Consider the following 23,322-nt stretch of genomic DNA (forward strand, 5'->3'; position numbering starts at 1 on the left):
CACGGATTCTATAGAGAGCATTGCTCTAGAGTCATGGCAACTCGTTACCATGGAACAAGGATAAAAACGGAAGGCAATTATGTTTGAACGGTTTACTGACCGCGCTCGGCGTGTTATTGTGCTAGCGCAAGAAGAAGCGCGCGCTCTTCAGCATAACTACATTGGTACGGAGCATATTCTTTTAGGCCTTATTAGAGAAGGCGAAGGAATAGCAGCGAAAGCTTTGAGCGCAAAAGGCGTAGATTTAGACGGTACTCGCAAACAAGTAAAAGAGATGATTGGCACGGGCACTGTTTCGCCTAATGGCCACATACCTTTTACTCCGCATGCTAAGCAGGTGCTTGAGCTTAGTTTGCGTGAAGCTTTGCAACTTGGTCATAGTTATATTGGTACGGAGCATATTCTTTTAGGCCTTATTAGAGAAGGCGAAGGCGTTGGAACGCAAGTGCTTATTAAAATGGAGGTTGATTTAGGCGATCTTCGTAGCACGGCAATGGATTTGATTCGTGGCAATTCTGGCATTCCTGCGGACGCTCAAGGAGCAGATCTTGCAAATGCTGGGGGAGTTCAAGATAAACGCAATCAGTCTGGTTCTGCTCTTTTAGATCAGTTTGGAAGAAATCTTACTAACGAAGCTCAACAAGGCAAGCTTGATCCTGTTATTGGACGCTCTAAAGAAATCGAGCGCGTTATGGTTGTGCTTTCTAGAAGAACAAAGAATAATCCTGTTCTTATTGGCGATCCAGGCGTTGGTAAAACAGCTGTTGTAGAAGGTCTTGCGCAAAAGATTGTTGCTGGAGACGTTCCAGAAACGTTAAAGGGTAAGCAAGTTTATTCCCTCGATCTTGGCTCAATGGTTGCAGGCTCTCGTTACCGCGGCGATTTTGAAGAGCGCTTAAAGAAGGTGCTTAAAGAGATTAAGACTCGCGGAGATATTGTTCTATTTATTGACGAGATTCACACTATTGTTGGAGCGGGCGCTGCTGATGGCGCTTTGGGCGCTTCCGATATGCTTAAGCCTATGCTTGCGCGCGGTGAGATGCAAACGATTGGTGCTACAACTACAGATGAGTATAGAAAGTATATTGAAAAGGATGCGGCTTTGGAACGTAGATTCCAGCCAATTCAGGTTCAAGAGCCTTCTATTGCAGAGACAATTGAAATTCTAAAGGGCTTGCGCGCGCGTTACGAGAATCATCATCATGTAACCATTACGGATGGTGCTTTGCAATCTGCAGCAGAAATGTCTGCTCGATACATTCAAGATCGCAATTTGCCAGATAAGGCGATTGACTTGATTGACGAAGCTGGTGCTCGATTGCGAATTAAGCGCTTAACAGAGCCTTCAGAGCTTAAAGAACTTGATTCTAAGATTTCTAAGCTTTCCGATAAAAAAGACGAAGCTATTAAGAATCAAGATTTTGAAAAAGCTGCCGACTTGCGAGATGAGCAAGAGAAGCTTGAAGAAGATCGTAAGATTAAAGAGCAAGCTTGGCGCGAAGGCGAATCCAATGTGAATATGGTTGTAGACGAAGATGTGATTGCATCTGTTGTTTCTAATACAACTGGTATTCCTGTTGTTAAGCTCACGCAAGCAGAGTCTAAAAAGCTGCTTGGCATGGAAGCAGAACTGCATAAGCGCATTATTGGTCAAGATGAGGCTGTTTGTGCGCTTTCTCGCTCGATTCGTCGTGCTCGAGTGGGCTTGAAGGATCCAAAGCGTCCTGCTGGCTCGTTTATTTTTGCTGGCCCTACTGGTGTTGGTAAAACTGAGCTTGCTAAGACTTTGGCTCAGTTCTTGTTTGACGACGACGATGCGCTTATTCGCGTAGATATGTCGGAGTTTGCAGAAAAGTATGCAGCTTCGCGTCTTTTTGGTGCTCCTCCAGGCTATGTTGGCTACGAGGAAGGTGGCGAGCTTACGGAGAAGGTTCGTAGAAAGCCATTCTCTGTGGTTTTGTTCGACGAGATTGAGAAGGCGCATCCAGATATTTTCAACACGTTGTTGCAAGTTTTGGATGATGGCCACTTAACAGATGGTCAAGGCCGAAAAGTTGATTTTAAGAACACTATTATTATCTTGACTACGAATCTTGGTACTCGAGATATTGCTAAGGCAGCAAACACAGGATTTAGCCTTGGTAATAACGCGGATGCTTCTTATCAGCGTATGAAGGATCAAGTTAATTCCGAGCTTAAGCGTCAATTCCGCCCAGAGTTCCTTAACCGTTTAGACGATACTATTGTGTTCCGTCAGCTTACTGAGCCAGAGGTTCGTCAAATTGTTGACTTAGATGTTAAGCGTTTGAACGACCGCTTGTTTGAGCGTCATATGGCTTTGGAGCTTACAGATGAAGCTAAGAATCTTCTTGCGCAGAAGGGCTTTGACCCGCTTCTTGGAGCAAGGCCATTGCGTAGAGTTATTCAGCGAGACATCGAGGATGCTATTAGCGAGAAGATTCTGCTTGGCGATTTAACAGACGGCGAGTGCGTTGAGGTGGATGCCGAAGGCGAAGGGTTGCTTGGAGAATTTATTTTCCGCGGTAAGAAGTTTGATTCTGCATGCAGCGACTCTAAGTCGGCAGAATCCACTGATTCCAGCGATTCTTCTGAATCAACTGAGTCAGCTAAATTAGCTGACTCTGATTCCGCTTCTAAAGTCGAATCGGAGTCTTAGTTGTACAATTAAGATTTCTATTAAAATCTCTTAATAAACTTAATCTCCGTTAATATGCAAGCTACAGCACGCAAATTAACGGAGATTTTTTTGATTTGCGTCTTTCTTAAGTGTTTTTAGCATTTCTAAAATTTGCTTAGGATTAGTTTCTGGCAAATAGGAGCTTGTAACAGCTAGCGATATTTGCGCGAGCTTTGCAGAATCCAAATAGCATATGTACACAGGACTATTGGTTGGTTGGAACTTTTTCTTAAAGAAGTACAACGACTTAAATCCGTATGCTGGTTCCAAAATGTCGGACATCATCTCTAGAGCATGAACAATAATCTCGTTGGACTCATGGTGATTTACGTCATTTTGTGCATGTTCTACGCCATCATTATCATTATTTCCTATATCGTCCTTGTTATTAACAGTGTTCGCTTCATTTTGCAAAGAAGTTGAAGTACTAGAATCGTTTGAGTCGCAAATATCTGTTATTCCAGCAAGAGGAGCAGCAGAAAGACTCATAAATTCCACAGCAGATTCTGGATTCTCAAGTCCTTCATCTCTTAAGCGTTCCGCCATTCTTGCAATAAGCAATTCCATAATTCCATTAGGACTATCCGTACGGTGCCTCATAAAATCAAGAGTCCACCCTATTACGCGATTGTTGCTATAAGTAGGCATCCAGCTCGTAACGCCAAGAACCTTGCCGTTATTGTCAATTGCATACAAAATTTTTACTCGAGGATCGTGCAATTCTTCTAATCCGCCAAGAGTAAACTTCATCTCTGGAAGAGATTTAAGCTCTGCCCACTCTTCCGAAATCTCAATAATCTGTTGTTGAATTTCCCACGGAGCATCGTTGTATGTGCTAAGAACATCTGTTATTCCATCGCGTTTTGCTTTGTTTATAGCGGTACGAATATCTTGCCACTTTTTGCCACGAGTTTGCCACTCTTTAGGGTAAACAAGCATATCGCTTCCAACTTTAATAGACATAAAACCAAGAGATTCTAGGTTTTTGCGGTCTTCCTCATGCACAGCATAGAAAGCTGGAGACCAAGAGTTTTGCTCGCAAAGTTGAATAAACGCTTTCAAATCATTCTTATATTCTGTTTTATCTCCAAAAGGCCCTGTTAATGTTAAAGCAATTCCATACTTAAGCCTATATGCTATTGCGGAGCGTTCCGTGTTGGAGAACCAATAGTGATTGTCTGGCCAAGTAGTCATAAAGCTCATTGTGTCTCCGCCAAAATGAACTAATTGACTTGCTTTTTTACGATCGTCTTCGTTAATAGTAACTTTGTTCTTAAACCACATAAGGCAAACAACAAAAAGAACAATCCAAAGAAGCACTCCAACGCATTGAGTAATAGCAGAAGCAAGTGGAGTTAATGGCATAAGCATTGCGTTAGATCTTGTTCCAAATCCCATAGGCATCCAACGTCCTGGAAGGTCACGGAGTAAATGATGCAAATCTGCTGTAGGCTTAAACTCATTTGGAGCAATTAATCCAAAGCAAACATATCCTATTCCAGTAGAAAATAGTGCAAGAACAATTGCAACTAAGCCAATTCTGCGTTCAAACTTATCGCTATGATTTGGAAAATGCTTTATGTTTATAAACAATAGTATTGCGATTAAAAGTGGAGGCAGAGCAGTGAGCATAAATGCTATAGAAGTTGCATTATTCTTGTGGAAAATCATAGCTCGCTTAGCTGCTATTAATGGCAAAATCGCAAAATACATAGTTGCATAAACTGCAGTAAGTCCATTAATTGTTATAGCCGCATATGCTGCAAGCCTTCTTCCGCGTAAAAGTCCCCAAGCTATAATCATTAGTGTTACAATCGGCAAAAGAATACGAATCCAAAGACCGCCAATTGTTGCGTGTTGCAATCCAGAATGAAGTAAACAGCTGCTAGAACTATAATTCGATATGCATCTTGCAAGCCAAGGTTTTGTGCCCATTTGTGGAGACATAAACAAGCCAAGAGTTGTTAGTATTCCAGCATGTGATTTTGAAGATAAAGCAAGAACAGGGCCTAACGCCATAATAAGTTGTGCTATTGAAAACAGTCGCCTAATTTCGTAGTCTGTTCCATGCCACCAACTTGCGCTTTTAGTAGTATTAGTTTTGATGTTCTTGTTCATTAAATTGCCAATAATATGGCCACAAATCGCCGCAAAAATCGTGCAATAATCCCCAGGATTTCCACTATAAAGAAGCATTGCAGACGTTATTGAATAGCCTAAAACAAGCATTCGTCTACGCCACAATATTGATTCGCATGTTGCTGCAGACATAAACGCGCCAACAAAAAGAGTAAAAGGCGAAAGTCTAATTGGTATTCGCGTAATCCAATGCATATTGCGAATGATCGCAGAAAGATTACCGATTAAAGTAAGACCAAGTACTATTCCAATAAGAGTGCTAAATATTGATACAAAGAGCAAGCGTATTTTTCCAATTTTTGTTTCTGCCATTCCAACCAAAATAATCAACAGAATCGCATTAACAATTAAAGATGAAAAACTATTTACAAAGAAAAGCGAGTGGAATAGTTTAATCAAAAGTTGTGGAATATTCTTATGGCCAAAAAGGAAAGGCGACCCAATTTTAGGCTTATGATGTGAGAAAAATTGAGCAAGAGTAGCGTTTGTGCCGTATGCGTAAATGTGCATTACGGTACGGAAAATCCAATGTACAAGGTTTATAAGCAAAAATACAAGAGTGATTTTTACTGCAAGAACTCGCTGAGACAACCAGATTCTAACATCATTACTTAGTATAGACAAATGATGTTTTGCTGTTGACTTGTGATTTTTTGATAAAAAGTTTGGCATGCTTACCGCCTCACCTTCTGATTAACAACCACTTGAATATTGCTATAAGAGCTTAAATCCGGATCATGTTTTGCTATTCCAGCGTCTTTACAAAGATGATCAATAGCAACCTTTAATCCGCTTTGAACCGTATGCCAATCGTGGCCTGAGCCCTTAGAAATCATTGTTATAACGCTTATTCCAGCTTTGTGTGCTGCCACAGCAATAGTGGATTGGTTTATTTGTGATTTTGGATCCCATGCTCCTGCTATTGAATAATAATTTTGATTTAATGGAGCGTTTTTTCTCATTATGTTTGCTGGAATATGTTTTTCGTATTCCTTGCGATTTCCGTTAAAATAGCGGTTTATTGTTTCGTTTTTATTCTTGTAAGTTGGCTCTAATTCTCCGCCAGCAGAATACATGTTTCCAAATAACTTTGGATATGCTGGAACTATTTGAGTTGCACAAGTTCCACCTTGAGAAAATCCTCCCATAAGCCAAAGTGCTGGATTTGTGCTTACAGGAAGATTTTTGCGAATCCAGCTAACAACATCTTTAGCTAGGTACGTTTGAGCATTCCCATAAACCTTTGTGTTTGCACAAAGTGAATTGTGCGTTGAAGTGCCATTTTGGTCTGGGAAACAACAATCGGAGCTAAACCATTGTGTTTTTTAGCGTAAGCATCTAAAGTGTTCACTATTTCGCTTGCAGCAAATAGTCTATTAGGGCTTCCTGGCTGTCCAGAAAGAAGAACCATTACAGGAAGTTTTGGAGCAAATTTTGTTAGCGCAGCTGGAGGAAGATACACGTTTGCGATTCTAGCGCGGAAGTTTGATTGTGTTGCAGGAATTCTAACAGAGCGGCTAATGCCTTTGGATGGCATTTTAGGCAGTTTTTTCTGATCTGCTAGTGAGTTCCAATCTTTAATCTCCATAATGGCATTGTGTTTATTATGCTCTTCTAGCTTTGGGTAATTTCCTAATCCAAAAACAGATCCAATAGTTGTGTATTCTCCGTAAATCATATTTACGCGAATCATTGTTGCTAAAACAAATAAGATAATCGAAAAAATAGCGAAAGCTCTTCTGCATCCTTTAGAAATTATTGCAGCACTTAGAGCAAAGCCTACGGCAGCAAATCCTCCTGCAATCGAAAAAATCACAAGCCATCCAAGACTTACGCCAAACACAAGAAAAACGTCGGATATTAGCCAAGTTATGAATCCAAAAATAATGGCAAATAAAAATGCTGAGCCTAATTGAGTTAAGAGTTTTGAAAAATACTTAGACTTTTTAGGTTTTGTAATTAAAAGAACAGCTAAGCATAATCCAGATATTGCGAATATGCTTATAGGTAGAATGCCGTGCATTAAGTTAATTGTGGCAATAAATTGCTTCATTCTTACTGTTCCTTAAAACCTCGCTAGATTGAAGATAACAAACACAACCATTGCAAATATAGTATATAATCCTTAAAATTTTCTATATTTTGTCATCTATTATAATGATAAATGCTATAGAACATATTACAATACATCAAAAGTATGAATATGCATAGTTTTATACGGTTGTTTTGTATGACGATAGCGATACTTAAGATATATGTGTAAATGGATGCGTACACATACATGCGTTAAGAACGTAATAAACGTAATATGCATTAAACATTAGGCGTAAATCAGAAGGGTGCAAAATTGCCATTAAGCAATTCTCTTACAATTTTTAAGCAATTTGAGCGTTTTAAGATTAGGTTTGCTCGTTGGACGTACTCCGTTATGTTTGTTGCTTTTTGCGCAATAATGGTTATGATTGTGCAGCTTTCTGTACAGCGTTCTGGTCGAGTAGAAATGACTTCATCACTTTCGGCAAGCGCTTGGAACATAATCTCAAAAATGTGGCTTAAGCTTAATTTTGTTTTTGTGCTTAATCTTCTTATTCTTGCGTTGATTTATGGTATTTTGCTAATAATCATAAATCGTTTTTGGATTACGTCTGCTATTTTGATTAGCGCATCTATAATTGTTTCTGTTATTGAATATATGAAAGTGAATGTTCGATACGAAACGATTCTTCCAGCTGACTTAAACTTTTTAAAAAGTAATACTGGAAATATCGCATCTTTTCTTCCAGACAACGCAAATGCTGTTATTTTTAGCTCTATTGTTGCTGTTCTAATAACTTGGGTTATTGCGCTTTTATTGCATGTTCTAGATGTTAATCATGGAAAAATTGTTATTATTTCAAATTTAAGAACTTCAATTTTGGTTCGTGTTGTAACTTTAATAGCATTATTAGCGACTTTTGGATGGTATATTTGCACAGTTGGAACTGTTGATTCTAGCGCAAACAATTTTGCTAAGTTTATGGGAGACACGCCATCAATGTGGGACTCCGTTTACGACGCTCAAAGAAACGGCGCATTAGTGGCATTTTTAAGGCAAGTAAACCCAAAGGTTATGGATAAGCCTGCGGATTACAGTGAGCGAACTATGAGCGCTTTGCTAGAAAAATACAATAATGAAGCAAAGAAAATAAACGCTTCTAGAAAATCAAAAATCTCCGATAATACTGTTGTTTATGTGCTTTCGGAATCATTCTCTAATCCAATAAGAGTTCCTGGATTGCAACTAAATAAGAATCCAATGCCGTTTATAAGTTCTGTGAAAGAGAAAACGGATAGTGGATTAATGCTTTCTTCTGGCTACGGCGGAGGAACTGCAAACCTTGAATACATGTCTCTTACGGGATTGAGCATGGTGAACTTTAACTCATCTCTTACAAGCCCGTATCAGCAACTTGTTCCAAATTCTTCTTGGACTCCTACAATTAACAGGTATTGGGGGAGTGAATCTAATTCCATAGCATTCCACCCGTATGAGCCGAGTATGTACTTGCGCTCAACAAACTATAAGAAGTTTGGTTTTAGTAAGTTCTACTCGCTAGAAGCTCCTAATGTTATTGCGCACAAAAATATGCTTGATAAATCGCCTTATGTTTGCGACGAGTCTGCGTATAAAAGCGCGTTTGAAAAAATCGCTTCTGGTAAAAATAACCAATTTGTGCAAATAGTCACAATGCAAAATCATATGCCATTTAGGAATTGGTATAAGAACAATGATTTTAAGGCTAGTTCAAAGCCTGGCTCGCCAAAGCTTGGAAGCTCGGAAATATCTTCGATTGAAACATACGCTAAGGGAGTGAATTACACCGATAAAGCAACTCAAGCGTTCTTAAATGATTTAGATTCTATAAATAAGCCAGTGACTGTTGTATTTTATGGTGATCATCTTCCTGGAATATATAGTACTGCTAGCGACGATGAGAATAATTCTCTTGATTTGCATCTAACTGATTACTTTATTTGGTCAAATAAAAAGGCAAGAGAAAATAATAAAGCTCCAAACAAAATTAGGGACTATTATTCTTCTCCAAACTTCTTTATATCTCAAGTGGCATCTCACACAAATTCTAAAGTTTCGCCATATCTTGCATTCCTTACAAGATTGCACGAAAAGATTAGTGCAATGGAACCTCCTGTAGTAAATAAGATTCAGGGGTGGGATAGGATTCCGCAAGGCCAGCCAATTTACTTGAATCCAAGCGGAAAGCCAATGATTGCTAGTAGTATGAACAAAGAAACTAAGCAATTATTGCATGATTACCGTTTGATTCAATACGATATTACAGCTGGAAAGCATTATCTTAAAAACACAAACTTTCTTGGTTTTTAATTTTTCAATGCTTTAAGTGCTTTAGACGCAATGTCGTGCCTATAAAACATGTTAGAAAGATTAAGATTGTCTAATATGCTATAGGCTTTTGATTGAGCATCTTTAATATCTTTGCCATTTACTTGCAAAAGTGCCACTCTTCCAGAAGACGTTACAAGATTATTTTTTTCGTCTAATTTAACACCGGAATAGTAAACATTTTGATCTGCACTATTAAGAGTGATTTGTGGCAAAGGTGTTCCTGTAACAAGTTTTCCAGGGTATCCTTTGCTTGCTAACACAACGCCGAGAGTTATGCCATTTTTAGCCCAAGTAAATGTTGGCTCTTTGCCATGCAAGATGTTAAAAATGGCTTCGCCAAAGTCGCTAGTAAGTCTTGGAAGAACAACCTCTGTTTCTGGGTCTCCAAAACGAGCGTTAAATTCTATGACTTTTGCGCCATGCGATGTGTTAATCAATCCAGCGTACAAAACTCCTGTAAAAGGCGTACCTTCGCTTGCAAGAGCTTGCAAAGTTGGGCGCACGATTTTATCAATCGCTTGTTTTACAACGTAATCGCTGATTTGCGGAACAGGGCTATAAGCTCCCATGCCGCCAGTGTTTGGGCCAGTATCACCATCATGAGCGCGCTTATGATCTTGAGAAATTGGCATAACCCAAAAATCTGTTCCGTTAGCAAAACTCATTAATGAGAATTCTTCGCCTTCTAGAAACTCTTCAATAACAACTTTTGCTCCAGCTTTGCCAAAACGGTGGTCTACAAAAATATCGTCTAAAGCTGCGAGCGCCTCATCAACGCTTGTTGCTACTGTTACGCCTTTTCCAGCAGCCAAGCCGTCTGCTTTAATAACAATTGGCGCGCCTTGCTTTTTAACGTATTCAATCGCTGGTTCTAGCTCGCTAAATGTTTGGTAGGCGGCTGTTGGAATATTGTGCCTTTGCATAAGTTGCTTTGCAAAATCCTTAGAGCCTTCAATTTGCGCAGCCGCTTTGTTTGGACCAAATGCTGGTATTCCATTCGCTTCAAAATCGTCAACAATGCCATTCATAAGAGGCACTTCGGGGCCAATAAAAGCAAAGTCGTAGTTGTTGTTCTTAACAAATTCGATTAAAGCGTTGTGATCCGATTCGCTAATGTTTTCAATTTTGATTCCGCTTTTAATCATGCCTGGGTTTCCAGGAGCAACTGTGACTTCGCTAACGCTTTTACTTGCTAAAAATGCAACTGCGATTGCGTGTTCGCGTGCGCCTGAGCCTACAACTAAAACTTTCATCTTTAATCCTTTATGCTTTAAGATTTTGTGAATTATAACAACTCAACTGCAACGTTTTCGCGCTTAATCATTTTGCCAATAACATACGCTTGTTCATTATTGTTTTTAAGGATTTGCATAGCTTCATCGGCTTTATTTGCATCAATTGCTAATATCATTCCGATTCCCATGTTAAAAACATTGAACATTTCTGCGTGAGGAACTTTTCCAGCTTTTTCAATAACGCTGAAAATAGGTGGAATGCTCCAGCTCGACGTGTCAATTTTTGCAGCCAAATCGTCAGCGTACATGCGTGGAACATTTTCTATAAAACCGCCACCTGTAATATGAGCTACGCCTTTAATAAGATGATTAGCAAAAAGCGGTTTTAATGCTTTAACGTAGATTTTTGTAGGCTCTAAAAGAACTTCGCCAATAGATTTGCCGCACAATTCTTCTGGCTTACTATTTACGTTGTAATTAGCTATGTCAAAAAGCGCTTTTCTAACAAGTGAGAATCCGTTTGAGTGCACTCCCGAAGATGCAAGTCCTATAAGAACGTCTCCAGGCGTGATTTTAGAGCCGTCAACAATGTTTTCTCTTTCTGCAACTCCTACAGCAAATCCCGCAAGATCGTACTCGTCTTCGTCGTACATTCCAGGCATTTCTGCAGTCTCTCCGCCAATTAAGCCAGATTCTGCCTGAATGCATCCGTCTGCAACGCCAGAAACCACTTGCTCGAGTATTTCTGGATTGTTTTTTCCGCAAGCAATGTAATCAAGGAAGAACAGAGGCTGTGCGCCTTGAGCTGCAATGTCGTTTACGCACATTGCTACGCAATCAACGCCAATCGTATTATGCTTTTGCATCATTTGCGCAATCATAAGCTTTGTGCCAACTCCGTCTGTTCCAGAAATTAGCACTGGGTCTTTGTATCCAAGGCTTGCTAAATCAAATAGGCCGCCAAAACCGCCAATTCCGCCCATAACGCCTGGTCTTTTTGTGCGATTTACGTGGGATTTTATTCTTCGCACAACCTCGTAGCCAGCTTCTACGCTAACGCCAGCTTGTTCATATGCGTTTGGCATTTAAGAATCCTTTCGTGTTTGTTTTAAGTGTTTAAGTGTTTAAGTGTTTTAAGTGTTTAGTCGAAGTTTAATCGCAGTTTGAATCGCAAAAATTATATTTACTATTCTTTTTAATATTCTCTAAAACTTCCTTGTCTTCTTTAGAAAGCGAAGCTAAGAATTCATCTCGGTAGTCATCTAAAGCAGTAGGGTAGTCGCCATTAAAATACGCTACGCATAATCCTCCGTACGGAGCAGGCTTATTTAACCCAATAGACTCAACAAGACCGTCTAAAGATAAGAATGCTAAAGAGTCAGCGCCAATATACTCGCGAATTTGCTCAACAGAATGTTTAGCTGCAATAAGCTCTTTAGTTGTTTGAATATCGATTCCGTAGAAGCACGGGTATTTAAGAGGAGGCGAAGAGATTCGCATATGAACCTCTTTAGCGCCCGCTTCTCTAAGAAGACGAACAATCCTCTTAGACGTTGTTCCGCGAACGATTGAATCGTCAATAACAATTACGCGCTTTCCCTTAACAACACCTCTAACAGCCGAAAGCTTCATGCGAACGCCTTGTTCTCTAAGCTCTTGCGTTGGCTGAATAAAAGTGCGAGCAACATATTGATTTTTAATCAAACCCATCTCGTTAGGGATTCCACTTGTTTCGGAGTATCCTGCAGCTGCAGAAAGCGAAGAATTAGGCACGCCAATCACCATATCTGCGTCTACAGGAGACTCTTTAGCTAAGCGTGCTCCCATGCGTTTTCTCGCAGAATGAACATTAATGCCGTATATGTTAGAATCCGGGCGAGCAAAATAGATAAACTCCATTGAGCAAACAGCGTGCTGAATATTTTTTGCATAACACTCAATCTTGTATCCATCGTTATTAATAACGATTATTTCGCCAGGCTCAATGTCTCTAATAAACTCCGCGCTAACAATATCTAAAGCGCAAGTTTCCGATGCAAGAACGTAAGCACCATTACTCATTCTTCCTAGACTAAGTGGCCTAAAACCATTAGGATCCGTTGCTCCAATAAGCGCGTCTTCTGTAAGAAGCAAGTATGCAAAACCGCCATGAACAGTTAACAGCGCATCTTTAAGCTTATCCATAAACGAAGTTTTGTTCGACCTTCTAATAAGATGCATCAAAACTTCTGTATCGGAGTTAGAGTGGAAAATAGCTCCGCAATCCTCTAGCTTATTTCTAAGAGTCGTGCAATTAGTAAGATTGCCATTATGCCCTAAAGCAACATCTCCATCATGGAAAGAAAACAAAAAAGGTTGAATGTTCTCAACACTTCCAGATCCAGCAGTAGCGTAACGAACGTGTCCAATCGCGCTGTTTCCAGTAAGATGCTTCATAATGTCTTCGTTTGCAAAAACTTTAGTTAAAAGACCTAAGTTTCTGTATCCTTTAAGATGACCATTATCGTTGGCAACTATTCCAGCACCTTCTTGTCCTCTATGTTGCAATGCGTGCAAGCCAAAGTAGGTAAGTCTTGCGGCATCGGAATGACCCCACACTCCAAAAACGCCACATTCTTCGTGAACTCCTTCAAGCTCAGCAGACATTCGCACCCCCTATATTTTCAAAATCGCAATAAATATTTTGATTAGAATAATTAAACACACAATCCCAAATCATGACGTAAAGTATTCAACTCCAGCGCTAAAAATGTTTTGTGTTCTAAAATCAGGAATATTTACGTACAAACCGTTACCGCTGCGCTCGCAATGACCCATTTTTCCGAATACTCTTCCATCTGGGCTAGTGATTCCTTCTACAGCCATAAGCGAACCGTTTGGATTTACTTTAAGGTTCATGCTTGGAACGCCATTGCTATCAACATATTGCGTTGCAATTTGGCCGTTTTGTATAAGAGTATCCATAACTTTTGGTAATGCTACGAATCGTCCCTCGCCATGAGATATTGCAACACTATGAACATCGCCAACTTTGCAATTTGAAAGCCAAGGAGAAAGATTAGATGCAACGCGAGTTCTAACAATCTTGCTTTGATGCCTTCCAAGAGTGTTAAACGTTAAAGTTGGGCATTCTGCATCCATTGGAACAATATCTCCGAATGGAACAAGACCTAGCTTAATAAGAGCCTGGAAGCCGTTGCAAATACCAAGCATTAAGCCATCGCGATTGTTTAGTAAATCGCGAACAGAGTCACTAACGGCAGGGTTTCTAAAGAATGCCGTTATAAACTTGGCAGAACCGTCTGGCTCATCGCCTCCAGAGAAGCCGCCAGGAATCATAACAATTTGGCTTTTATTAATCTCTTTAACAAGCTCTTTTGCGGATTCTACAACATCATCAGCGCTTAAATTATTGATTATAAGCGTTTTGCATTCTGCTCCAGCTTTTTTAAACGCTGCTTGAGTGTCGTATTCGCAATTGTTTCCAGGGAAAACTGGAATGATTACGCGTGGCTTACTCAATGGCGTTCTTCTATTAGATTTCATATGATTTCTAACAGGCTTGCGATTAGTGGAATTTATTTCGCGAACTGCGCTTCCTTTACCTCTATATGGGAAAATGCCCTCTAGTGGACTTTCCCAATCTTCCTGTAAGTCATCTAAACTAATGATTTCGTTGCAAGCATAAAGCTTAAATTCATTGCACGTTTGTCCAATAACTTCAACGTTTACAAGATCCTCGCTAAACTTGCTTGAAAAATCGTCAACGTTAAAATCTTCTTCCACTTCTACAAAGAAAGTTCCGTATCTAGACTTAAACAAGTCGTCTGTTTTAACAGAGTCGTTAAGCTTTAATCCAATATGGTTGCCCAAAGTCATCTTAAACAAGCTTTCTGCGCTAGCTCCAAAACCTGGAGTGCTAATTGCTAGTGCGCGCTTGTTTGAAGTAAGATTTTCAACAATCCTAATCGCCTCTAAGAAGCTTTGAGCGTTAGGCGTGATTCCATCTTCCTTATATTTAGGCAATATTCTTAGGATATTACTATTGGTTTTTTTGAATTCTGGAGAAACAACATTTCGCGCGTCTCCTGTAGAAACAGCAAACGATATAAGCGTTGGTGGAACATCAAGATTTTCAAAGCTTCCGCTCATAGAGTCTTTACCGCCAATCGCGCCAACACCAAAATCAATTTGTGCGCTTAAAGCGCCAAGAATTGCTGCAGTAGGCTTTCCCCATCTTTCTGGAACATTTTGCGGTTTGCCAAAATATTCTTGAAGGCTTAAATAAGCGTTTTTGATTGTAAAACCACTTGCTACAAGCTTTGCCAAAGATTCTACAACCGATATGTATGCTCCCGTAAATTGATTCTTTTCCATAATGTATGGGTTAAATCCCCAAGACATTGCAGAAGCTGTGTTTGTTTCGCCAAATACTGGGAATTTTGCGCTCATCGATTGTGCTGGAGTTAGCTGTCTGCGGCCGCCAAATGGCATAAGAACTGTTGCGGCTCCAATAGTGGAGTCAAACATTTCGCTAAGGCCTTTGTTTGAGCAGACGTTTATGTTAGAAACAAGATTTTTAATGCGCTCAGCTAAAGACTTGCCAGAGTAAACTCCACTTTCGTCTTGCCACTTTGTAGCATATTTTTTGCCATTTTCAACGTGAATATCTTGTGTTTTTGGAGCGCCATTAGAAGCTAGGAATTCGCGGCTTAGATCAACAATTGTTTTTCCTCGCCAAGTCATTTTCATTCGAGCTTCTTTTGTAACTGTAGCTACAATTTGCGCTTCCAAATTTTCTTGACGTGCGTAGCTCAAAAATTCGTCTGCATTGCTTGCAGAAACATCAACTGCCATTCGCTCTTGAGATTCAGAAATCGCAAGCTCAGTGCCATCAAGACCTTCGTATTTTTTAGACACCTTGTCTAAGTTAATAATCAAGCCATCTGCGATTTCTCCAGTTGCAACGCTTACGCCACCAGCGCCAAAATCGTTGCAACGCTTAATAAGACGGCATGCGTCTTTGCGTCTAAAAAGTCTTTGCAACTTGCGTTCAATAGGTGCGTTTCCTTTTTGAACTTCTGCTCCGCATTCTTCAATGCTATCTGCGTCTTGGGCTTTAGAAGCTCCAGTTGCTCCGCCAATTCCGTCTCTTCCAGTTCTGCCGCCTAGAAGAATAATCACATCTCCTGGCTCAGGTGTTTCTCTTCTAACATGGTCTGCTGGGGTAGCTGCTACAACCGCGCCAACTTCCATTCGTTTTGCAACATATCCTGGGTGGTAAATCTCGTGTACTTCGCCTGTTGCTAATCCAATTTGATTTCCGTAAGACGAGTAGCCTGCAGCTGCAGACGTTACGATTTTTCGTTGAGATAGTTTTCCTTCTAAAGTTTCGCTAATAGGCGTTCTAGGGTCGGCTGCTCCAGTTACGCGCATTGCTTGATATACGTAGGAGCGTCCCGAAAGAGGATCTCGAATGCATCCGCCAATGCAAGTTGCAGCGCCGCCAAAAGGTTCGATTTCTGTAGGATGATTATGCGTTTCGTTTTTGAACAAAAACAGCCAGTCTTCATCGTGACCGTTAACGTCAACTTTTACTTTTACTGTGCACGCATTGATTTCTTCGGATTCGTCTAAGTTTTTAAGCTTTCCTGTATGCTTCAAATACTTTGCGCCAATAGTGGCCATGTCCATGAGACAAATCGGCTTATTTGTGCGGTTAAGCTCTTCTCGTAATTTAAGATAACGATTAAATGCATCTTTTACTTGCTCGTCATCTATTTGAACGTTTTCAAAATGCGTTCCAAAAGTAGTATGGCGGCAATGGTCGGACCAATACGTGTCTATTACTTTTATTTCTGTAATAGTTGGATTGCGATTTTCGCTTCTAAAATAGTCTTGGCAGAATTTAGCATCAGCCAAGTCCATTGCTAGCGCGCGATCATCAATGAATTTTTGCAAGCCGTTGGAATCTAAATCGTTAAATCCGTCTAATACTTCTACGTTCGCTGGAACAATCGCCTCGCTTTTAAGCGTATCAACACTATCTAGCGATGCTTCGCGAGCTTCTACTGGATTAATAACGTAGTGTTTAATTGAGTCAAGTTCTTCTTTAGACAAATTGCCGTTAAAAGCAAGAATTTGAGCAGTTCTAACTTTAGGGCATTCTCCCTGGCTAATCATTTGTACGCATTCGCTTGCGGATTGCGCGCGCTGATCAAACTGGCCAGGAAGGAACTCTATAGCAACAACATGTTCATTTGTGCTAATAGGCAAGTAGTCGTAAGTGTTGTCTACTGTAGGCTCGCTAAAAACCGTTTTAACAGCAGTGTTAAAAAGATCTTTAGATATTCCTTCTACATCATACCTGTTGATTATGCGCGTGGATTTTAGAGAATCAATACCAAGAATCTCTTTAAGCTCGTGATTAAGATGTTGGGCTTTTATATCGAAACCAGATTGTTTTTCAACATAAACGCGAAATACCACGGTGAACCTGCCTTGCAATTGTAGTTTTGGCTATTTGTGTTTGGCTATTTTTTTTTTATTTGTTTTATTTTATTTGTTTAAGAACGCGCGTGGCTCGCACCTAAAAGATGCGAGCCACATTAAAATCATTGTTCAGCACAATCGTTTGGATTAACTTCGTCGAAGTTTACTCCTTCGCTTTGCGCAAGAGATTTAAGCCTCGAGAATATTTCTTCGTAGGCTGGAATTATGTCTCCTAAATCGCGTCTGAACAAGTCTTTATCTAAATGACTTACTTCGGAGCTTGTATTGCGCTTATCCCAAAGTCGGCACGTATCTGGCGTTATCTCGTCTGCAAGAAGAATATTTCCTTGCGCATCAACGCCTTCTTCAATCTTAAAGTCAACGAGTTGAACGTCGATTTTGTTGAAAATATCCAAAAGTGCATTGTTTACAGCGTGAGCTTGCTTTGTAATTTCTGCCATTTCGCTTTCACTAGCAAGACCCAAAGCCACAACGCCTTCTGGGTTAATAAAAGGATCACCAAGATCGTCTGATTTTACGCAAAACTCCAAAAGAGGCTTTTTTAGGGCAGTTCCTTCTTTAACTGCATATCGTTTTGCAAAAGAACCAGCAGCCGTGTTTCGCATTATTATTTCTAGAGGAAACATCTTCATGCGCTTTACAAGCTGTTCGGTATTCGAGATTCTGCCAAGAAAATGGCTTTTAACTCCACGAGCTTTAAGAAGATTGAACAGTAGAGAAGTGATTTGATTATTTAAGCTTCCTTTTCCAGCAATTTGAGCCTTTTTAAGACCATTGCCAGCTGTAGCTTGATTCATGTATTGAACCCACAGAACGTTATCGTTACTCGTGGCATACAATTTCTTTGCTTTGCCTTCATACAACTTGTCAAGTTTTTCCATTGACGTGCCTCTCCGTTGTATCCATGGCTGAGTGTTGCAAACCATCATTATTTGAAGGTTTATTCAACCGCCAGCAAGATTAGACTAACAATTGTTACCTACATTTTATTTGTATTATTTTTTGATTTTTTGTCTAATAAAAGTAGTAAAAACCTTGACTTTTCAGCGTTCTACGATGGCAGTTCTACTGTGTGTAATTTGCTTGCAATGCGTGTCGCACAAGATTTTGCGTCATTTACGCTGTTCGATACTGTCAAAATAACACCCATTCGTCTTGAGCCGTGAACTTCTGGTTTTCCAAAAATTCGTATATCGCATCTTGTGCAATCTTCTTCATCTAATGCTTGCGCAAGATTTGTAAATCCTACAGCTCCGTTTCCTTGCACAACAAGTGCGTGGCTTAATGCAACTTCGTTATCTTTTAAGCAAAGAGCAGTATGCTTTTGTGTGATTGGAACACCTAAAATGGCTAAAACATGCAAAGCAAACTCGCTGTAGTATTGCGAAATCATTGTTACCATGCCAGTGTCGTGCGGTCTAGGGGATAGTTCGTTAAAAAGCAAGTCGCCGTTTTTAAGAACAAAGAGTTCAACTCCGTAAATGCCCCAACCAGTTTCCCCATTCTCTTTTGCTATTTTGCTTAAACCTTCTACGGCTTTTTTTGCAATATTTTGAGCGGATTCTCTAACATTTTCCGATATGTTTGCTGGTTGCCATGATTGCCTGTAGTCGCCGTTTTCTTGGCATTGTGCAATAGGCTCGCATGTTATTATTCCAGCGCTTGAGCACACTGTTAAAACCGTTAACTCGTAATCTAAAGGAGCAAGTGCTTCCACTATTACGCGAGATATATCTTCATTATTTTCATTATATTCACTCTGCAAGCTTTGCGTTTTATGCTTAGATCTTCTTCCATTTTGTGCTTCATACCAGGCATCTTCAAGATTTTTAGGATCTTTTACAATAGATTGACCATGACCAGAAGAACTCATAATTGGTTTTACTACGCATGGATAACCTACGATTTTTGCTCCTTCTTCTAACTCTTTGTAGCTTGAAGCAAAACAATATGGTGTAGTAGGCAAACCAATTTTTTCGTGGGCGATTTTTCGCAAAGCTTCGCGATTCATTGCAATCGAAGTGATACTAGAGCTTGGAACAACTTGAATTTTTTTGTTTTTAACAACGTCTTTTAATACTTCGGTTGATATTGCTTCAACTTCTGGGATTATTATGTTCGGGTTTATGTTGTTTATTAGTTCTTGCAATTTTTTAGAATCGCTCATGTCTAAAACGCGATTTTCTTGCGCAATTTGCATTGCTGGAGCATTCGCATAACTATCTGCAGCAAATACTTTAATACCAAGTCTTATAAGCTCTATAGCGATTTCTTTTCCAAGCTCTCCAGACCCTAGAAGAAGAGCTTTTGTTGTGTGTGACGCCGAATTTAGAATGCCAAAAGTGTGATTATTTTCAACGCTTTTCCAATGTTCTGCTTGCTCATTGAGCATGCTAGTTGCATTTGATTTTTGCAAAAAACTCATAGTCTTATTGTGTCATTAAGTAACGTCGTATTTTGTGCGACGCGCCGAAAATCGCAAGGGTAGCGCAAATTAGAAAAATCGTGTATAGTATTCCTCTGTTGTGCGATTCCCGAAGGGTTTCGCGCTGTAATGGTGGCTATAGCTCAGTCGGTAGAGCATCTGATTGTGGTTCAGAAGGTCGCGCGTTCAAGCCGCGTTAGCCACCCCACTTAATCGGCTGTTTTTCGGCCGATTTTTTTTTTACTCTGTATGGCTTTCTGTTTCGTCTTGTTTTTGTGTTCAAACACGTTTATTTTGTTAGCATGCTTTGGAGTAGAATAAGTAAAGCTATTAATTTGATAATATTGATTGAATAATTTTAAATAATTCGGTTGGTGTTTGTACTTAATGTGAATGATTGCTGGCGATTAGCTTGTTAGTTGTTAGCGGTTTTTGTACGCGCATTTTATGAGAGGAGCGATTTATATGCCAAACAATGGTGGTAAGCAGTCTAAAGCGCAGACTAATGAGCCATTTTGGGAGTCTGCTCTGCTTTTTGTTCCGCGTGTTATTGGCAAAGCAGTTCGCTCGCTTTTTGGAGTTGGGCAATACGATGAGGCATACCGTAGAGATGGATTGTGCTTTGTAATACTTATTCTTGCTGTTCTTTTTTGCGCATCTGAATGGTTTAGAGTTAGCGGATTCTTAGGTGTTGCGTTGCACTCTTTATCTTCCGCGGTTTTTGGAATTATGAGCGTTGTTTTGCCAGTGTGGCTTAGTGCGGTTGCTATTAGGCTTATGCGAAATAGTGGTGCTAAATCTGGAAATCCTCGTGTTGTAGGTGGTTTTGTTCTTCTTCTATGGTCAATTTGCTCAATTTTAGACATTTTGATTGCAAGCAAAAATCAAGAATTTAATATAGATGATTTGCAAAAATCTGGCGGATTATTAGGATTCTTCTTAGGTTCTCCTTTGGCCTGGGGATTATCTAGGATTTTTGCTCTTACAATTTTTGTTATTATTGCAATTTTTGCTATTTTAATGATTCTTAAATTACATGTTGAAGATGTGACTCAATTTGTTTCATCTATTTTCTCTAAAAAGTCAAAGAATAATCAAGACTTAGAGAATACAGATGATGAAAATTCGAGTAATAGCAGCGATAATCTTGAGTTCGTAGAAGGCGTTCCAACTCATGATTCTAGTGAATCGGAAAAATCGCGTAAAGATTTGCACAATTCAATAATCTCTAAGATTTTTAATTCTATGTTCGGCTCTAAAAAGAAGGATAGCAATAGCGAACTTTTAGATGCGTATGCTGGAGATGATGCTTTTCTTAGCGCTTCTTCTAAGCCAAGTCAAGATGGTGACTCTATTGAAGACTATGGCTCTAAATCGGACCCGCAAGAAGATCAGAATCAAAGTAATCATCCGCGTGTTGTTGGTTCTAATGGTGTTTCTAATGGCACTCATGGCGCTAATTCTTTGCCGTCTTCTGGTCAAATGTATATTGACGAATTTCCAAAAGCGCCAATTAGTGGCGAATCGCAATATAGCAATGATCCATGGAGTAAAATGCCTGGTCAACAGTTGGATCAATATAGGTCATCGCAAGAAAATGATGAAAATAGTGCGAGCAACGCCAATAATGAAAACGATTCTAACGATTCTTCAAGTGAGTACAGCGAAGAGCCGTACAGATTGCCAGATTTGAACATTCTTGTTCACGGAAAACCGCACGCAACTAGAACTCCTGCAAATGATCGCGTAATTCGTGCGCTAACTTCTACGTTTGAACAGTTTGAAGTGGATGCAAAAGTTATTGGCTTTTTGAGGGGTCCTTCTGTTACTCAATACGAAGTTGAGTTGGGGCCTGGAGTAAAAGTTGAAAAAGTCACAAATCTTCAAAAAAATATTGCATACGCTGTAGCAAGCACAGATGTGCGTATTTTGTCTCCAATTCCAGGCAAGTCTGCGATTGGTATAGAGATTCCAAACGTAGATCGAGAGATTGTAAACCTTGGAGATGTTTTAAGGTCAGATAAAGCTCGCCAGGATTCAAATCCTATGCTCACTGGAGTTGGTAAAGACGTTGAGGGTCATTTTGTAACTGCTGCTCTAGATAAAATGCCGCATCTTCTTGTTGCTGGTGCTACTGGCTCTGGAAAGTCAAGCTTTATAAACTCTATGCTAACTTCTATTATTATGCGTTCTACTCCAGAGCAGGTTCGCATGATTTTGGTAGATCCAAAGCGAGTAGAGCTTTCTGCATATGCTGGGATTCCGCATTTGCTAACTCCGATTATTACAGACCCTAAGAAGGCAGCTCAAGCTCTTGAATGGGTTGTTAAAGAGATGGACTCGCGCTATGACGACTTGCAATTCTTTGGTTTCCGTCATGTTAAAGACTTTAACAAGGCCGTGCGCGAAGGCAAGGTTCATGCTCCAAAAGGCTCCGAGAGAAAAGTTGCTCCATACCCGTATTTGCTTGTTGTTGTAGACGAGATGGCTGATTTGATGATGGTTGCAAAAAACGACGTTGAAAGTTCTATTCAGCGCATTACTCAGCTTGCTCGTGCTGCAGGCGTGCATTTGGTTCTTGCAACTCAGCGACCGTCTGTTGATGTTGTAACTGGCTTAATTAAGGCGAATATTCCATCTCGTTTGGCTTTTGCTACGTCTTCTGCTACGGATTCGCGCGTTATTTTAGACACTGTTGGCGCGGAAACTTTGATTGGTCAAGGAGATGCGTTGTTCCTTCCAATGGGTGCTGCTAAGCCTCAGCGAGTTCAGGGCTCTTGGGTTAGCGAATCGGAAATTCGCAAAGCTGTAGAATATGTTAGAACTCAGCGAAAGCCAAAATACAGGGAAGACATTGAGCAAATGGCTGCAAAAGCAGACGAACAGGCTCAAATTCAAGCTAAAACAACAGATATTGGCGACGATATGGATGAGCTTCTTCAAGCTGCCGAGCTTGTTGTTGGTGCGCAATTTGGATCTACGTCTATGCTTCAACGAAAACTTCGTGTTGGTTTTTCTAAGGCAGGCAGACTTATGGATTTGCTTGAATCGCGTGGCGTTGTTGGGCCTTCGGAAGGCTCTAAAGCGCGTGAGGTTCTTGTTCAACCGCAAGATTTGCCTAAAGTATTAGCTTTTATTAAAGGCGAGTCTGATTCTTTGAATTAAGCATAATTAAGCATAATTAAGCACTTTGAATTAAGTATTGTTAAAGCATTGCTAAAGGATTGTTGTTAAATTAAGTTTTGCGTTTGCTATACCATATTTGTGTAGCGGTTATGGAGGTATTAACGATGTTGCAAAATGGTAAGTCTAAGTTGCTAGAAGGTTGGAATTGTGCTCCAAACATTGTGACTTACATAAGAATAGCTCTTTCTGTTGTATTCATCGTTTTGTATCTTATCTCTGGGCCTTGGGGCTATGCTTCTACTTCGGTTCGCTGGGCTGCGTTTGCAATGTTTATAATCGCAGCTTCAACAGATAAATTAGACGGTTGGATGGCTAGAAAATATAATCAAGTTACAGAGCTTGGAAAACTCTTAGATCCTATTGCCGATAAGCTTTTAATACTTTCTGCTCTTATTATTGCTTCTGCTTTTGGCGAGCTTTATTGGTGGATTACTCTACTGTTTATTCTTAGAGAAATAGGCATTACTGTTTTGCGTTTTTACGTTATAGATAAAGGCGGAAAAGTTATTGCAGCATCTTGGGCAGGAAAGTATAAGACACTTTCTCAATCTGTTGGAATTTCAATGTTGCTTGCGCCTATTGTTCCAATATTTTGCGCTTACAATGTTTCTGTTTGGGTTGTGTGCTATTACTCGCTTTGCTACGGTTTTATAGGCATTGCTCTTGGTTTTGCGCTTTATTCTGGATTCCTTTACGTGCGCGGTGCGTTTAAGCGATAGTA

11 protein-coding genes, 1 tRNA gene and 1 pseudogene are annotated in these 23,322 nt (G+C 40.0%); 5 read left to right on the forward strand and 8 right to left on the reverse strand.

Annotated elements, in window-relative coordinates; all coding sequences use genetic code 11:
- Nucleotides 1–79 precede the first annotated feature (79 nt).
- Nucleotides 80–2,677 carry an ATP-dependent Clp protease ATP-binding subunit gene (locus NYP67_RS03995; protein WP_473411200.1) on the forward strand — a complete coding sequence of 866 codons (2,598 nt, stop codon included), beginning with the start codon at nt 80–82 and terminating at the stop codon, nt 2,675–2,677.
- A gap of 75 nt (nt 2,678–2,752) precedes the next feature.
- Here NYP67_RS03995 and NYP67_RS04000 read toward each other — a convergent pair whose 3' ends face one another.
- Nucleotides 2,753–5,509: a bifunctional lysylphosphatidylglycerol flippase/synthetase MprF gene (locus tag NYP67_RS04000; RefSeq protein WP_473411201.1), complete on the reverse strand. Its 2,757-nt coding sequence runs from the start codon at nt 5,507–5,509 to the stop codon at nt 2,753–2,755.
- A 2-nt stretch (nt 5,510–5,511) separates the two neighbouring features.
- Nucleotides 5,512–6,890, reverse strand: a pseudogene (locus NYP67_RS04005) (alpha/beta hydrolase-fold protein).
- 294 nt (nt 6,891–7,184) lie between these two features.
- Between NYP67_RS04005 and NYP67_RS04010 the strand changes: the two are divergent.
- Complete coding sequence (locus tag NYP67_RS04010) at nt 7,185–9,221, forward strand: LTA synthase family protein (protein ID WP_004133203.1); 2,037 nt, start codon at nt 7,185–7,187, stop codon at nt 9,219–9,221.
- Here the strand turns inward: NYP67_RS04010 and purD are convergent.
- From purD to purT, 6 genes are all read right to left on the reverse strand, one after another.
- Nucleotides 9,218–10,495, reverse strand: a complete 1,278-nt coding sequence (gene purD / locus NYP67_RS04015) for a phosphoribosylamine--glycine ligase (protein ID WP_004133201.1) — start codon at nt 10,493–10,495, stop codon at nt 9,218–9,220. The genes NYP67_RS04010 and purD overlap by 4 nt on opposite strands.
- A 32-nt stretch (nt 10,496–10,527) precedes the next feature.
- Entirely contained in the window at nt 10,528–11,562 is a 1,035-nt protein-coding gene (gene purM / locus NYP67_RS04020) for a phosphoribosylformylglycinamidine cyclo-ligase (protein ID WP_004133199.1), read from the reverse strand.
- 67 nt (nt 11,563–11,629) lie between these two features.
- Nucleotides 11,630–13,123, reverse strand: coding sequence for an amidophosphoribosyltransferase (purF, locus tag NYP67_RS04025; RefSeq protein ID WP_004133198.1), 1,494 nt, complete (start codon nt 13,121–13,123; stop codon nt 11,630–11,632).
- Between the two features lie 69 nt (nt 13,124–13,192).
- Nucleotides 13,193–16,966: a phosphoribosylformylglycinamidine synthase gene (locus NYP67_RS04030; protein WP_004133195.1), complete on the reverse strand. Its 3,774-nt coding sequence runs from the start codon at nt 16,964–16,966 to the stop codon at nt 13,193–13,195.
- Between the two features lie 125 nt (nt 16,967–17,091).
- On the reverse strand, nt 17,092–17,871 hold the full coding sequence (gene purC / locus NYP67_RS04035; RefSeq protein WP_004130757.1) for a phosphoribosylaminoimidazolesuccinocarboxamide synthase: 780 nt from the start codon (nt 17,869–17,871) through the stop codon (nt 17,092–17,094).
- A gap of 170 nt (nt 17,872–18,041) precedes the next feature.
- Nucleotides 18,042–19,415, reverse strand: coding sequence for a formate-dependent phosphoribosylglycinamide formyltransferase (gene purT, locus NYP67_RS04040; RefSeq protein WP_415695167.1), 1,374 nt, complete (start codon nt 19,413–19,415; stop codon nt 18,042–18,044).
- Between the two features lie 132 nt (nt 19,416–19,547).
- On the opposite strand from purT, the gene NYP67_RS04045 reads away from it, so the two are divergent.
- The 3 genes from NYP67_RS04045 (at nt 19,548) to pgsA (ending at nt 23,320) form a co-directional block, all read left to right on the forward strand.
- Nucleotides 19,548–19,623, forward strand: a tRNA-His gene (locus NYP67_RS04045).
- A 239-nt stretch (nt 19,624–19,862) separates the two neighbouring features.
- Entirely contained in the window at nt 19,863–22,580 is a 2,718-nt protein-coding gene (locus tag NYP67_RS04050) for a DNA translocase FtsK (RefSeq protein ID WP_415695168.1), read from the forward strand.
- Nucleotides 22,581–22,705: 125 nt separating this feature from the next.
- Nucleotides 22,706–23,320 (forward strand): CDP-diacylglycerol--glycerol-3-phosphate 3-phosphatidyltransferase, encoded by a 615-nt coding sequence (gene pgsA, locus NYP67_RS04055; RefSeq protein WP_032815680.1) that lies wholly within the window; start codon nt 22,706–22,708, stop codon nt 23,318–23,320.
- Nucleotides 23,321–23,322 lie beyond the last annotated feature (2 nt).

It is taken from the genome of Gardnerella sp. c23Ub_4, assembly GCF_055804115.1.

Bases quoted from the DNA above. Each gene is read 5' to 3' on its own strand.
- NYP67_RS03995 (WP_473411200.1), top strand. From the start codon at position 80: ATGTTTGAACGGTTTACTGACCGCGCTCGGCGTGTTATTGTGCTAGCG.
- NYP67_RS04000 (WP_473411201.1), bottom strand. From the start codon at position 5,509: ATGCCAAACTTTTTATCAAAAAATCACAAGTCAACAGCAAAACATCAT.
- purD (WP_004133201.1), bottom strand. From the start codon at position 10,495: ATGAAAGTTTTAGTTGTAGGCTCAGGCGCACGCGAACACGCAATCGCA.
- purM (WP_004133199.1), bottom strand. From the start codon at position 11,562: ATGCCAAACGCATATGAACAAGCTGGCGTTAGCGTAGAAGCTGGCTAC.
- purF (WP_004133198.1), bottom strand. From the start codon at position 13,123: ATGTCTGCTGAGCTTGAAGGAGTTCACGAAGAATGTGGCGTTTTTGGA.
- purC (WP_004130757.1), bottom strand. From the start codon at position 17,871: ATGGAAAAACTTGACAAGTTGTATGAAGGCAAAGCAAAGAAATTGTAT.
- purT (WP_415695167.1), bottom strand. From the start codon at position 19,415: ATGAGTTTTTTGCAAAAATCAAATGCAACTAGCATGCTCAATGAGCAA.
- NYP67_RS04050 (WP_415695168.1), top strand. From the start codon at position 19,863: ATGAGAGGAGCGATTTATATGCCAAACAATGGTGGTAAGCAGTCTAAA.
- pgsA (WP_032815680.1), top strand. From the start codon at position 22,706: ATGTTGCAAAATGGTAAGTCTAAGTTGCTAGAAGGTTGGAATTGTGCT.